Source organism: Mesorhizobium sp. M8A.F.Ca.ET.057.01.1.1, from assembly GCF_003952565.1.
In the GTDB taxonomy this organism is placed as follows: Bacteria; Pseudomonadota; Alphaproteobacteria; order Rhizobiales; family Rhizobiaceae; genus Mesorhizobium.
Map to the genome: position 1 here is coordinate 3,867,779 of NZ_CP034454.1, position 13,058 is coordinate 3,880,836.

Here is a 13,058-nt window from a genome sequence, read left to right on the forward strand (position 1 = left end):
CGGCGCAGTCCAACGAATTCTGGATGTGATCGGCCGCGCTCAGCGTCCGAAGGCAATCTCGTTGGGCAAGGGATAGGCGCCCTTGGTGCCGCGCCAATGGGCGGCGGCAAAGCCCAGCACAACAAGCGCAAACGCCTGATGGGTCAGCGCCATATGCAGGGGCACCTGCATCAGCAGCGTGCCGATACCGATCGAAGCCTGCACCAGCACCAGGGCAAACAGCAGCGTCGCGCGCCGCGCATGCGTCGAGCCGGGCAGTCGACGACGCGTCGCGATCATGTGCCACAACGCCACTGCGAACACCGTATAGGCGCCGAGCCGATGCACGAACTGCACCGTCTTCGGGCTTTCGAAGAAATTGCGCCATGCCGGTTCGAGGATGAGCAGGTCGCCGGGGATGACCTTGCCGTCCATCAGCGGCCAGGTATTGTAGCTCAAGCCGGCATCGAGCCCGGCAACCAGGCCGCCAAGATAAATCTGGATCAGCGCCAGAAGCACGATGAAACCGGCCAATCTCTGCGTCGAGCGATCGGCCGCAGGCTCGGAGTGAGGAGCGAGACCCCGTGCGACAACCATGGTCGCGGTGAAGATCAGGGCCGCCAGCGTCAGGTGCGTGGCGAGCCTGTACTGGCTCACCGACACGCGGTCTACCAGGCCGGAGGCCACCATCCACCAGCCGATGGCCCCTGCAGCCCGCCGAGAAGCAGAATGCCGACCAGCTTCGGTCTAAGGCCGCGCTCGATGCGGCGCGTCGCCCAGAAGACCAGAAGCGGCAAGGCAAAGACCAGGCCGACACTGCGCGCGAGCAGGCGATGCGCCCATTCCCACCAGAAAATCGACTTGAACGCCTCGATGCTCATGCCCTTGTTGAGCTCTGTGTATTGCGGGATCTGCTGATAGCGCTGGAATTCCTCCTGCCACTCGGCGTCGTTGAGTGGCGGGATGACGCCATGGATCGGCTGCCATTCGGTGATCGACAGGCCGGATTCGGTCAACCGCGTGGCGCCGCCAACCAGCACCAGCGCGAACAGCACCACGAGCACGACGTACAGCCAGCCGCGCACGAGCGCCCGGTTATGCAGGTCGCGGGCGCGGGCCTGATAGGGCGCGGCGGCAATGATGGCGGCCATGGATATATCCCGGCAGGTTGAATGTCGCGGATTGGTGAACCATCGCACTCCTGCTGGCAAGGCCGCCCAGCGCGGCACGCCGTCGCGCCCGGTGTCGCGGGTTGCGTGCGTCCCGCGTTCGGCCTAAGCGGTAGCCATCAACGAGGCCAAGCCATGCCCATTCGACTGAAAAAACTGATCGGAATGTTCCTGTTGTTGGCGCTGGTCATCATCTACGCGCTGGTCGCGTCGATCTTCGCGGTCGCCCGCCTGTCGGAGTCGGGCGCGCTGGTGCAGTTCCTGTTCTTTCTCTTCAGCGGTCTGCTCTGGGTGCTGCCGGCGATGGGCATCATCAAGTGGCTGATGCTGGAGCCGAGGGCCAAGCGCTGAGCCCAACCCGGACCGGGCAGTCCGTCAGATCGTGACGAACATCTTGCCGGCGTTGGCGAGCGGCGTCGTCACGCCCGACAGCATGGTGCGGATATGGTGCAGGCTCTGGTAGCGGCCATTGACCGAAATGCGCGGCAAGGCATGCAGGAAACCGGCATGTTCGGCGCGCAGCACGCCGTGGCGGGTGGTCACGGCGGAAGCATAGCCGGCTTCGCGCGCAAAGCCGACTTCGCGGCAGCCGACGGCGCTGGCGTAGCCGTAGGGATAGGCGAAATGGCGCGGCTCCTCGCCAAGCCCAGTCCGCATCATATCCTTGACGGCGCCGATCTCGCGCCGCGCATCGGCCTCAGAAAGCCGCTTCAGATTGCTGTGGTTGATCGTATGGGCGCCTATCGTCACCAACGGATGCGCGGCGACGGTACGGATCTCATCCCAGTTCATCAGCGTGCGCAGGCGTGGGGCGTCCGCGTCGACCCCATTCGAAGCGGCCAGATCACGCAGCACGCTCCGCAGGTCCTCCTCGCCGACCTCGGTTGTGAAATAGGCATGCAGGCGGGCGATGGCCTGATGTTTCCTGACGGGGGTCGCGCAATCGATCACGGTCGGGCCGTTCGGTGTCGTCAGGGTCAGGCGATCGCAGGCATTGACGATGTCCTCGACCACATCCCACCAAAGGTGGGCCGTGCCATCGATCAGCCCGGGAGCGACATAGATGGTGAGTGGCGCGCCATGCTTCTCCAGCACCGGCAAGGCCTCGGTCATGTTGTCGCGATAGGCATCGTCGGCGGTGATGGTGGCGAACCGGCCGCCCTTGCCGCCTGCCTTGATGCGCTCCACGGCTTCGTCCATCGAGACGAAGGCATAGCCGTCCGCTCTCATGTCGGCGATCACGGCATCGAGGAAACTGGGCGCGATGTTGAGGTGCCGGTTGACGCTGTCGGGCTTTTCGGGTGTCGCCGTCACGCGGTGCAGCATCAGGATGGCGCCGATGCCGCCGACAAACGGCCTGGCCAGCGGTGCGAGGCCGGTATAGCGAGCGACGTTGAGCGCCAGTTTCCGGATTGCCTCCCCACCGTCGATCATTCATTCACCTTTTGCGCCTAGCCTATCCAAGCACGGAATACGCCCGAGCGCCCCCCAAATCGGGATCAGTACGCCTTAAGGATTGAGGTATGGTTGACGCAACCGCGTCATTTGATGGCAAGCGGCTCGCGGCGATCCAGGCTTCGTCACGCGCACTGCCCGGGCATCTCGCAGGGCTGTCGGTTTCCGTTGCCGCGGCCGAAGGGCTCGCGGCGTATGCGGCGTTCTGTCGTTCGGCGCTCTGTGCGCCGGCGCAAAGTGCGGCATGGGTCTTGAACTGGGCCGCCGAGGTCAAGCCCGATCTGCTCATCGCCACGCTCGAACTGGAGGGCAGGCCGGCTTTCGCATTGGCGCTGGAGGTGGTCAAGCGCGGCCCGTTGCGGGTTGCCCAGTTCATGGGCGGCCGCCACGCCAACGGCAATTTCGCCGCCGCCGAGCCGCAACTGCTGGCGAGCGGCGACCTCACGGCCATCCGGACGATGCTCGCGGCAATCGCCAGGTCCCGGCCCGATATCGATCTCGTTGCGCTGGAAAGATTGCTGCCCGATCTCGACGGTATCGCCAATCCGCTGGCATCGCTCGATCATTTCGCCAGCCCCAATCTGTCGCTGGCCGTAGACCTCAGCGGCGGGTTCGATGCGCTGCTGCTGCGTGCCAGCGGCAAGCGCAAACGCAAGAAGCATCGTTCGCAGACGCGCAAGTTCGAGGCCGTCGGCAGCTACCGGCGCATCGAGGCGCGCAGAGCCGACGAGGTGGAGAGGCTGCTCGATGCGTTCTTCGAGATGAAGGAACAGCGTTTCCGCAAGATGGGCATTGCCAACGTCTTCGGTGACGACCGGACACGCGCTTTCTTCCGGGGGCTGTTCACGCAAGCGCTTGTCGAGGACAAGCCTTGCTTCGTGCTGCACGGGCTAGAGGTCGCCGGCAAGCTGCGCGCCGTCACCGGATCGAGTCGCTCGGGCCGGCGCCTGATCTGCGAGTTCGGAGCGATCGCCGAGGATGAGCTCGCCAACACCAGCCCGGGCGACTTCCTGTTCTTCGACAACATCCAGAATGCCTGCCAGAGCGGGTTCGCGGTCTATGATTTCTCCGTCGGAGATGAGCCCTACAAGCGGCTGTGGTGCGATATCGAAACGCAGCATTTCGAGGTCCTGGTGCCGCTGACGTTCAAGGGCCGTGCGCTGGGACAAGCGTTTCGCCAGGGCGCGCGACTGAAGGCCTTTGTCAAGAACAGCCCGACGATCTGGAAGCTGGCCAAGATGCTGCGCCGCAAGGCAGCCGGACAGACGGCCCCCCTTCACACGGAAGACGAACACTAGACGTCAGAAATTGAGAGCCTCGCGAAGCGCTGGGCCTGCCCTGACGCGCAGATCGAGATCAGCCTCGATATGGTCGATGTGGTGCAGCATCAAGCGGCTCACCAGCCCGGAGTCGCGGCTTTCCAGCGCACCGACAATACCCGTGTGCTCCGTGTGGCCGCAGGCCGATACGCCAGACCGTCCGTAAAGCGCAATGACAAGCGACGAGCGCGCAACCAGTTCCTCCATGAAGCGCTGCAGGATGGCATTGCCGGCGACCGAGGCGAGCAACAGATGGAAATCGCCGGACGCCTTGATTTCGGAACGCCGCGCCGTCGGACCGCGCTCGGCGATGAAGCGGCCCTCCTCGTCGAGTTGCGCCCTGAAGGCGACAATGTCGGCTGATGTGACCCGCTCGCAGGCGGCAGTGGCAATGCCCGGCTCAATCAGCCGGCGCGAGGCGAACACCTGGCGCGCCTCCTCGGGCGATGGATTGGCAACGAAGGCGCCTCGATTGCGCTCGGTCCGCACCAGCCCTTCGAAAGACAGCATCTGCAGCGCCGCGCGAGCGACGGTGCGCGACACGTCGAACAGCGTGCCGACCTCGCCTTCCGACAGCTTGGTGCCCGGCGCCAGCCTCCGGTCGACGATGGCGTCGCGCAGACTGTCGCGAATCGCCTGGGCGCGATCCTGGTTGGCGCTGTCGGCGGCGGAATAGATCTGATTGGTGATGTTCATAGCGATGATGGTTCCCGCCCTCTCCTAACGCGAATCCTTGCTCGTGCACGAGAGGCAAAGTGAACACGAAGTCGAAAAAGATTGCATACGATTTTTGTGCAAATCGCGCGCGATAGCTCATAATTTGTGCAATGCACAAAGTAGCCTCGAAGATAGGCGGCAGGCAAGAGCCTGATTTCTTTAAACGATTCAAATACTTGGTCCCACATGCCCGGATTGGCACGCATGATGCTTTGGTTAATGCGCCAACGGGGAAGCCTGAATGTCCAAAGCCGCCGAGATCGACATCGTGTCCGTTTCGAAAATCTATGGAACGACGACCGCCGTCGAGGACATCAGCCTGAAGATACCGGCGGGCACCTATTGCTGCCTGCTCGGCCCCTCCGGCTGCGGCAAGACCTCGACGCTGCGCATGATCGCCGGTCACGAAAGCATCTCGTCAGGCGACGTCCGGCTCGGCAACATTGTTGTCACCGACCTGCCGCCAGCAAAACGCGGCACGGCAATGATGTTCCAATCCTATGCACTGTTCCCGCATCTGGATCTCGTCGACAATGTCGCTTTCAGCCTCAAGATGAAGGGCGTCGACAAGGAACAGCGCCGTGCCAAGGCGCTCGACATGCTGAAGCTGATGCAGATGGAGGCCTATGCGACGCGCCGGCCCGCGCAGCTTTCCGGCGGCCAGCAACAGCGCGTGGCGCTCGCCCGGGCTTTGATCACCAATCCGGAAGCGCTGCTGCTCGACGAGCCGCTGTCGGCGCTCGACCCGTTCCTGAAGATCCGCATGCGCGCCGAGCTGAAGAAACTGCAGACCTCGCTCGGCATCACCTTCGTACACGTCACCCACAGCCAGGAGGAGGCCATGGCCTTGGCGGACCTGATCGTGGTGATGAATGAGGGCCGTATCGAACAGGCTGCGCCACCGCGCGACGTGTTCGAACGGCCGGCCACAGCCTTCGTTGCGCGCTTCATGGGCGACCACAATGTCATCTCCGGCCGGGTCACCGGCGAGCATGACGGCATGGTCGTCTTCGACGTCAATGGCGGCGGCTCGCTCGCCGCCTGCGGTCACGGCCGAGAGCCGGGCGCGCCGATCGATATCGCCATCCGCACCGATCATGTGCGCATCGGCGACGCGCCTGCGCCCGGCCTCGGCTTCACCGGCATCGTCTCCAACATCGAATATCGCGGCCATTCGGTAAAGCTGTCGGTCAACGGCGCCGGCATCGACGACTTCACGGTGATCGTCGACGATTCCGATTTCTTCGCAAAGCCTGTCGCCGTCGGCGACGCCGTGCCGCTCGCCTGGGACCGGCAGGACGCGGTCGTTCTTGGCCGTCTCAATTGATGACCGCCTTCATTCAACACTCGATGACCAAACCAAAACAAGACAGGGGAATGAACATGACAAATTCGACTGAAACAAAAATGGGAATTTCGCGCCGCTCGCTGCTCAAGACGGGTGCCGCCGCGGTCGGCTTCGCCGCCGGTTCCGGCGCCATCACAGGCTTTCCGACCATCTGGGCGCAGTCCAACATCACGCTGCGCCAGTTCGGCACTGGCGTGTCGAACCTCAATGCCATCGCCGACAAGTGCAAGGCCGATCTCGGCATCACGCTGGAGATGACCGCGACCGATTCCGATGCCGCCGCCCAGCGCGCCGTGACCCAGCCCGACAGCTACGACATCGCCGACATCGAATACTGGATCTGCAAGAAGGTGTTCCCAAGTGGCGTGCTGCAGCCGATGGATGTCAGCAAGCTGAAATACTATGACGAACTGGTGCCGCTGTTCAAAACCGGCAAACTCACACCCGACAGCGTGATTGCCCAGGGTACCGCGCCGCACACCGTTGGTTACGTCGAGGCGCAGGATTCCAAGACCTTCGCCAAGGCACCGACCAACTGGTTCACCATGGTGCCGACCATCTACAACGCCGACACGCTGGGCATCCGCCCCGACCTCGTCGGCCGCGACATCACCACCTGGGCCGACATCATGGACCCGGCCTTCAAGGGTAAGACCGCGATCCTCAACATCCCGTCCATCGGCATCATGGACGCTGCGATGATCATGGAAGCTACCGGCAACATCAAATATGCCGACAAGGGCAACATGACCAAGGACGAAATCGACAAGACGATCGACTTCCTGATCAAGGCCAAGCAAGCCGGCCAGTTCCGCGCCTTCTGGAAATCCTTCGACGAGAGCGTCAACCTAATGGCATCGGGCGAGGTCGTGATCCAGTCCATGTGGTCGCCGGCGGTAGCCGCCGTGCGCTCCAAGGGCATTCCCTGTCGCTTCCAGCCGCTCAAGGAAGGCTACCGCTCATGGGGCGGCGGCCTTGGCCTCGCCGCCCACCTCAAGGGCGCCGAGCTCGACGCCGCCTATGAATACATCAACTGGTACACGTCCGGCTGGGTCGGCGGCTACCTCAACCGCCAGGGCTACTACTCAGCCAACATGGTCTCGGCCAAGAAGTTCATGTCCGAGGACGAGTGGGGCTACTGGATCGAAGGCAAGCCGGCCAAGGGCGAGATCAAGGCGCCCGACGGCACCGTCATGGAAAAGGCCGGCGCCGTGCGTGACGGCGGCTCCTTCGAAGAGCGCATGGGCAAGGTCGCCTGCTGGAACTCGGTGATGGACGAGGACCGCTACATGGTGAAGCGCTGGAACGAGTTCATCGCGGCGTAAGGGAAAAAGCGCCCTCCTCTACCCCTTCTCCCTGGCGGGAGAAGGGGAACACGGCCCGGCCGTATCGCCAAACCCGAGAGCATTGATGACAGTCGCGCTCGAACGCCCCGCAATCGCCGCCGCGAAACCAGCCCGACGACGACGGTTCTCCATCGGCGCCGTCGCGCCCTATCTGCAGTCGGCACCTCTGGCGCTGATCCTCGGCGCGTTCTTGCTGCTGCCCATCGTGATGATCGTCGTCGTGTCCTTCTGGGACTACGACTTCGCCACAATGTACCCGGACTTTCTCACCACCAACTATTCCGACGTTCTCGGCTCCTGGGTCACCTGGAAAACCTATCTCAACACCATCAAATTCGCATTCATCGTCTGGGCGCTGACCCTGTTCATCGGCTTCTGGGTCGCTTATTTCCTCGCCTTCCACATCCGCACGACCGCCATGCAGATGGTGCTGTTCCTGGTCTGCACCGTGCCGTTCCTGACCTCGAACATCATTCGCATGATCTCGTGGATACCAGTGCTCGGCCGCAACGGGCTGATCAACTCGACGCTTGTGCATCTCGGGCTGGTGCCGAAGCCCATCGAATGGCTGCTCTATTCCGAATTCGCGGTCGTGCTGGCCATGGTACACCTCTACACGCTGTTCATGGTGACGCCGATCTTCAACACGCTGATGCGCATCGACCGTTCGCTGGTCGAGGCCGCGCGTGATGCCGGCGCTTCGGGCTGGCAAGTGCTGTGGAACGTCATCATCCCGCTGGCCAAACCCGGCATGGCGATCGGCACCATCTTCGTCGTCACCCTGGTAATGGCCGATTTCTCCACCGTGCAGGTGATGTCGGGCGGCCAGAGCGCATCCGTCGCGCTGATGATGAAGAACCAGATGTCGCTGCTGCAATACCCGGCCGCCGCCGCCAATGCCGTGGTGCTGCTGGTGCTGGTGCTCTTGATGGTCGCCGGCATCCTGCGCATCGTCGACATCCGCAGGGAACTGTGACGTGAACCACGAAAAACGCACTCTTGAATTCTACGCGCTGGCGGTGTTCTTCGCGCTGTTCGTGCTGTTCCTCTATGGCCCGCTGTCGGCGATCCTGATCCTCTCCTTCCAAGGCGAGACCGGCGGCCTCACCTTTCCGCTCAACGGCGTATCACTGCACTGGTTCGCCAATCTGTTCGAGCGCCAGGCGGTCGGCGATTTCGGCGGCAGCTTCAAGCGCTCGCTGGTTCTCGGCCTTATGGTGATGATCGTCACTGTCGTCGTCTCGCTGCTGGCGGGGCTGGCCTTCCGCCAGAAATTTCGCGGCGCCACCGCTTTGTTCTACCTGGCGGTCGCCAGCCTTGTGGTACCCTCGATCATCATTTCCCTGGGCATCGGCGTCGTCTTTCAGCAGGTCGGCTTCCGACCAGCCTGGTATACGTCAGCCTTCGGCGCGCATTTGACCTGGACCTTGCCGTTCGGCGTGCTCATCATGTTCGCCGTCTTCAACCGCTTCTCGCCTGCCTATGAGGAAGCCGCACGCGACCTTGGCGCCTCATCCTGGCAGACCTTCGCCCATGTCGTGCTGCCGATGATCGCGCCAAGCCTGATCGGCGTCGGCCTGTTCGGCTTCACGCTGTCCTACGATGAGTTCGCCCGCACACTGATGACCTCGGGAACCTTCAACACACTGCCGCTCGAGATCTACGGCATGACCACCAATGTCACCACGCCGGTGCTCTACGCGCTGGGCACCGTGACCACCGTGTTTTCCTTCCTGGTGATCGTGGCGACGTTAGGCGCCATCCTCTATGTCGGCCGCCGCCGGACCAGGGCGTGACCGTGCGGATACTGGTGGTAAATCCCAACACGACGGAGAGCATGACCGAGACGATCGCGGCGGCCGCGCGCAGTGTCGCCGGCGCCTGGACCGAAATCGTCGCCGTTACTTCGTCCATGGGGCCGGCCTCGATCGAGGGTTATTATGACGAGGCGCTGGCGGTGCCCGGCCTGCTGATGGAAATCGCCGCTGGCGAACGTGCCGGGGCGCGGGCCGCGATCATTGCCTGCTTCGACGACACCGGGCTTGATGCCGCCAGGGCCATGGCCGCCATTCCCGTCATCGGCATCTGCGAGGCCGCGCTCAGCATGGCCAGCTTCATTGCCCAGCGTTTCACTGTCGTAACCACCACCGAACGCTCGCGTGTGCCTGTCGAGGGGTTGGTGCAGCGCTATGGCATGTCGGGTCGGGCACGCGTGCGAGCCGCCGATATTCCGGTGCTGGCACTCGAGGACCCTGCATCGGGAGCGATTGGCAAGCTGCGCGATGAGATCGCCCGGGCCGTGGAGGAGGATCGCGCCGAGGCCATCGTGCTTGGCTGCGCCGGCATGGCGGATCTTGCCCAGAGGTTGCAGAGCGAGTTCGGCCTGCCTGTCGTTGACGGCGTCGGAGCCGCTTTGAAGCAAGCCGAGGCCCTGGTGGCTCTTGGCCTCGCGACATCGAAGCGCGGTGCTTATGCGAACCCGCTCGCCAAGCCCTATCGTGGTATGCTGAAATCGTTCTCTCCAGGAGCAGTCGCTGCCGAGTAAGCACCATGAAACCGATCATCCGCACGCTGTCGTTGGGAGAATTGGCTAACCTCATCGACTGGGCGGCCGCGGAGGGCTGGAACCCCGGCGTTGACGATGCGGCGATGTTTCAGGCAGCGGATCCCACGAGTTTCATCGGCGCCTTTACCGGCAGCGAAATGGTCGCCGGGATCTCGGCCGTGGAATATGGGCCCGATTTTGGTTTCGTCGGTCTCTACATCTGCCGGCCGGATATGCGCGGCAAGGGTTACGGCAAAGCGGTGTGGACCGCGGGCATGAACAGGCTGGCCGGGCGCACTATCGGGCTCGATGGCGTTGAAGAGCAACGAGCCAACTACGAGAGCAAAGGGTTCAGGCCGCTCTACGAGACCATCCGTTACAGCGGGCGCCCTGCGGCCCTGACCATCGGCGCCAAACGGCCTCGCATGGTGACCGCGCGATTGGTGCCCGACATGATGAGATATGACGCGCTCTGCTTTCCCGCGTCCCGCCATTCTTTCCTACAGCGATGGCTGCTGCCGCCGCACCGCGCGGTGGCAGCAATCGGGCCACGGGGAGCGGCCGGTTACGCGGTAGCGCGATCGTGCCGCAGCGGCTTCAAGATCGGCCCGCTCTTCGCCGATGACATGCAGACCGCACTGGGATTGCTCGGAGACCTGGCAGGCGCCTGCGAAGGAGGCGACCTTCACATCGACGTTCCGGCCAGCAAGGTGGACTTCATCGCGGCGCTCGTGGCGGCAGGCTTGTCACCGACCTTCACCACCACGCGCATGTACAAAGGTCCGCCGCCGAGGCTTGACGCCAACAGGATATTCGGCGTGACGACGCTGGAACTGGGATAGGCCAGGCGTGCCTTTGAGCTGCGGCTCTTTCAGGCTGCTGAACGCCGCCCCGGCACCGGATTGCCTGGCGGCTCGTGGCCGAGCGGCGTCACCAGCGTGAGGTCGGGATAGCCGCTCTCGATCAGCTTGACCGCGGCCTGCGTCACCTCGTCGTCGGCCTCCAGCATGGACAGGAACACCTCGGTGGCCTCCCCGCCCAGACGGCTGATGCCTTGTGCATCGGCCGGCCCGCACTCGACCACCACCAGATCATAGGCTGTCGTCAGCGACTGCATGATGATCGGCAGCCGGTCGGCGGCACGCATGGCACGCACCGGATCGGCGGTGCCCACCGGGATGACATGGCAGTCGGAATAGAGGTCGGCATGGATCACGTCGCTGAACTGCGCCTGCGACGCCAGCAGATTGGTGATGCCGGGGAAAAGCCCGCTGTCCAGCATCGGGCGCGAGGCAGCCCCCGAGGCCGTGAGGTCGAGCAGCAGGACGCGTAGGCCGGCGTCGGAAACCTCGCGCGCCACCAGGATCGCCGACGCCGCCGCTTCGTCGCCCTCGGGGGAAACGAATATGGCGCGCGCCGCCCCGCTGGCGATCAGCTTCTCGGCAGCCTTCTCGACGTCGATCTCACCGAGCACGGATCGCGGTCGCCGAACCTCCACGACGGGGTCAGGCTCAGCCATGGGTTCAGGTTTGGCCAAGGATTCAGGCTCGGCGGCAGGCTCCGCTTTGGCGACAGGCTCGACCTCGACGGCAGGCTGCGGCTGCGCCGGTGTTTGCGTGACCGTTTCGGGCCATGATGCCTCGGAGGCGCGATTGGCGAATTCGTTGGCGATCGCCGGCTCCAGGCGGTTGGATGGCTCCTGATAAGCGGCCGGAGGCATTGCCACCTCGTCGATCGGTTCAAGCCGCGCCCCCCTTGCCGGGCGCATGGCGCGGCCCGAGAAAAGCTCCCGCAGCAGCGTGAACACCGCCGCCAGCAGAAGGGAAGCCGCCGCGGCAGCGCCGACGATCGGGCCGACCTTGGGGAAGTATGGTTCGGAGGGGACCGAGGCCGGCGAGGCGATGCGAGCGTCGACCGGAACATAGTTGCGATCCTGACGCGACGCCGCCTCGCGATAATTGGTCAGGTAAAGTTCGAGCTGCTGGCGCTTGGCGGCGGCATCGCGCTGCAGCGCGTCGAGACCGACCTGCTGCTCGCCGGCCTGTGCCGAAGCAGCCTTAAGCGTGTTGACGTCGGCGACGAGTTGGTTTTCGCGCGACTTGGCGGCATCGGCCTGCATCGCCAGGCCCTTCATGATCTTCTGGGCTTCGCTGCGGATCTGCGCATCGAGATCGGCCAGCTGTGATTTGGCCGCGCGAATACGCGGATGATTGTCGAGCAGCGTCGTCGACAGATCGGCGATGTTGGCACGCAGTTCGACCTGCCGCTCCCGCAAACGCTGGATCAGATCGGAAGACAGCACTTCCGGCAGTGAATCCAGCGATCCGCCATTTTGCAGTGCCTTGCGCACGCTCTCGGCTGTGCCCTCGGCCGCGGCGCGGTTGGCCCGCACCCGCGACAACTCGGTCGACAACTCGGCCAATTGTTGGGTGGCCAAGGTGGAATTGTTACCGCCCATCAGAAGGTCCGACTGGGCGCGGTAAGCCGCGACCTTGGCTTCGGCATCCCTGACCTGCTTGGACAGGTCGGCGATCTCGGGTGCCAGGAAGTCCGCGGCGGCGGTGTTCGATTCGCTCTTGGCCGCGCCCTGCCCCGCAATATAAGCCGCGGCAATAGCATCCGGGATGGCGGCGGCGAGCTTCGGATCCTCCGAAGAGAACTCGATGGCAATGATGCGAGTCTTTTCAACGCCGTAGACGTTGAGCTTCTCGCGCATCTTCTTCAGCACGCGTTCGTCGGCCGGAACATCCATCGGGTCGTTCTTCAGGCCAAGCAGGATCAGCGCGCGGCTCAGGGACGACAAGTTGATCGTCTCGTCGAACTCAGACAATCGCGACAGGCCGAGTTTCTGGGCGACCTGCTTGAGGATTTCGTTGGACGAAATTATCTGGACCTGGGTGGCAACGCCTTGCTCATCGAGGATCGGCTTGTCGCTGTCCGGGTTGCTGCTGGCGGGCCGTGTATAGACGGATTCTCGCGGGGCGATCTCCACCTGCGTCTGGGCCTTGTAGTGCCGGGTCGCGAACGACGCGGCCGCGAAGGCAAGTCCCGTCACCACGAGAACGAAGACCAGAATCCGCAGCCGGTTCCGCCCCAGGCCGGCGAAGAGCTGTCTGAGATCAACGTCGACGTCTGCGGCCGCGGATTGAACGGACATGCATCCCTACTCCGAAACTGGGT

Annotated in this window: 11 protein-coding genes and 1 pseudogene; 8 read left to right on the forward strand and 4 right to left on the reverse strand. The window is 63.7% G+C overall.

Translation table 11 applies throughout. The features are described from left to right. Positions 1-39: 39 nt before the first annotated feature. Positions 40-1,064: pseudogene (locus tag EJ077_RS18425) on the reverse strand (COX15/CtaA family protein). 219 nt (positions 1,065-1,283) lie between these two features. Here EJ077_RS18425 and EJ077_RS18430 point away from each other — a divergent pair. After that, positions 1,284-1,499, forward strand: a complete 216-nt coding sequence (locus tag EJ077_RS18430) for a DUF2842 domain-containing protein (protein WP_135932244.1) — start codon at positions 1,284-1,286, stop codon at positions 1,497-1,499. A 24-nt stretch (positions 1,500-1,523) separates the two neighbouring features. Here the strand turns inward: EJ077_RS18430 and EJ077_RS18435 are convergent, their stop codons facing one another. Then, on the reverse strand, positions 1,524-2,582 hold the full coding sequence (locus EJ077_RS18435) for a polysaccharide deacetylase family protein (protein ID WP_208695539.1): 1,059 nt from the start codon (positions 2,580-2,582) through the stop codon (positions 1,524-1,526). Between the two features lie 89 nt (positions 2,583-2,671). Between EJ077_RS18435 and EJ077_RS18440 the strand changes: the two genes are divergently transcribed. Continuing rightward, positions 2,672-3,901: a GNAT family N-acetyltransferase gene (locus EJ077_RS18440; RefSeq protein WP_208695540.1), complete on the forward strand. Its 1,230-nt coding sequence runs from the start codon at positions 2,672-2,674 to the stop codon at positions 3,899-3,901. 3 nt (positions 3,902-3,904) lie between these two features. Here EJ077_RS18440 and EJ077_RS18445 read toward each other — a convergent pair whose 3' ends face one another. Continuing rightward, positions 3,905-4,618, reverse strand: coding sequence for a GntR family transcriptional regulator (locus tag EJ077_RS18445; RefSeq protein ID WP_208695541.1), 714 nt, complete (start codon positions 4,616-4,618; stop codon positions 3,905-3,907). Positions 4,619-4,880: 262 nt separating this feature from the next. On the opposite strand from EJ077_RS18445, the gene EJ077_RS18450 reads away from it, so the two are divergent. From EJ077_RS18450 to EJ077_RS18475, 6 genes are all read left to right on the forward strand, one after another. After that, the gene (locus EJ077_RS18450) at positions 4,881-5,966 is read left to right on the forward strand and encodes an ABC transporter ATP-binding protein (RefSeq protein WP_208695542.1); all 1,086 of its coding nucleotides are present in this window, start codon (positions 4,881-4,883) and stop codon (positions 5,964-5,966) included. A 56-nt stretch (positions 5,967-6,022) separates the two neighbouring features. Beyond that, the gene (locus tag EJ077_RS18455; RefSeq protein ID WP_208695543.1) at positions 6,023-7,312 is read left to right on the forward strand and encodes an ABC transporter substrate-binding protein; all 1,290 of its coding nucleotides are present in this window, start codon (positions 6,023-6,025) and stop codon (positions 7,310-7,312) included. 85 nt (positions 7,313-7,397) lie between these two features. Then, positions 7,398-8,309 (forward strand): ABC transporter permease, encoded by a 912-nt coding sequence (locus EJ077_RS18460; protein WP_208695544.1) that lies wholly within the window; start codon positions 7,398-7,400, stop codon positions 8,307-8,309. A 1-nt stretch (position 8,310) separates the two neighbouring features. Continuing rightward, positions 8,311-9,129 carry an ABC transporter permease gene (locus tag EJ077_RS18465; protein WP_127279656.1) on the forward strand — a complete coding sequence of 273 codons (819 nt, stop codon included), beginning with the start codon at positions 8,311-8,313 and terminating at the stop codon, positions 9,127-9,129. Between the two features lie 2 nt (positions 9,130-9,131). After that, positions 9,132-9,878, forward strand: a complete 747-nt coding sequence (locus EJ077_RS18470) for an aspartate/glutamate racemase family protein (RefSeq protein ID WP_208703037.1) — start codon at positions 9,132-9,134, stop codon at positions 9,876-9,878. A gap of 5 nt (positions 9,879-9,883) precedes the next feature. Then, entirely contained in the window at positions 9,884-10,720 is an 837-nt protein-coding gene (locus tag EJ077_RS18475) for a GNAT family N-acetyltransferase (protein WP_208695545.1), read from the forward strand. A 29-nt stretch (positions 10,721-10,749) separates the two neighbouring features. Here the strand turns inward: EJ077_RS18475 and EJ077_RS18480 are convergent, their stop codons facing one another. Then, a complete protein-coding gene (locus EJ077_RS18480) occupies positions 10,750-13,035 on the reverse strand; it encodes a GumC family protein (protein WP_208695546.1) in 2,286 nt (761 codons plus the stop codon). Between the last annotated feature and the right edge of the window lie 23 nt (positions 13,036-13,058).

What these genes read in the sequence shown, in the direction of transcription:
- EJ077_RS18430 (WP_135932244.1), top strand. Translation starts at nt 1,284, where the DNA reads ATGCCCATTCGACTGAAAAAACTGATCGGAATGTTCCTGTTGTTGGCG.
- EJ077_RS18435 (WP_208695539.1), bottom strand. Translation starts at nt 2,582, where the DNA reads ATGATCGACGGTGGGGAGGCAATCCGGAAACTGGCGCTCAACGTCGCT.
- EJ077_RS18440 (WP_208695540.1), top strand. Translation starts at nt 2,672, where the DNA reads ATGGTTGACGCAACCGCGTCATTTGATGGCAAGCGGCTCGCGGCGATC.
- EJ077_RS18445 (WP_208695541.1), bottom strand. Translation starts at nt 4,618, where the DNA reads ATGAACATCACCAATCAGATCTATTCCGCCGCCGACAGCGCCAACCAG.
- EJ077_RS18450 (WP_208695542.1), top strand. Translation starts at nt 4,881, where the DNA reads ATGTCCAAAGCCGCCGAGATCGACATCGTGTCCGTTTCGAAAATCTAT.
- EJ077_RS18455 (WP_208695543.1), top strand. Translation starts at nt 6,023, where the DNA reads ATGACAAATTCGACTGAAACAAAAATGGGAATTTCGCGCCGCTCGCTG.
- EJ077_RS18460 (WP_208695544.1), top strand. Translation starts at nt 7,398, where the DNA reads ATGACAGTCGCGCTCGAACGCCCCGCAATCGCCGCCGCGAAACCAGCC.
- EJ077_RS18475 (WP_208695545.1), top strand. Translation starts at nt 9,884, where the DNA reads ATGAAACCGATCATCCGCACGCTGTCGTTGGGAGAATTGGCTAACCTC.
- EJ077_RS18480 (WP_208695546.1), bottom strand. Translation starts at nt 13,035, where the DNA reads ATGTCCGTTCAATCCGCGGCCGCAGACGTCGACGTTGATCTCAGACAG.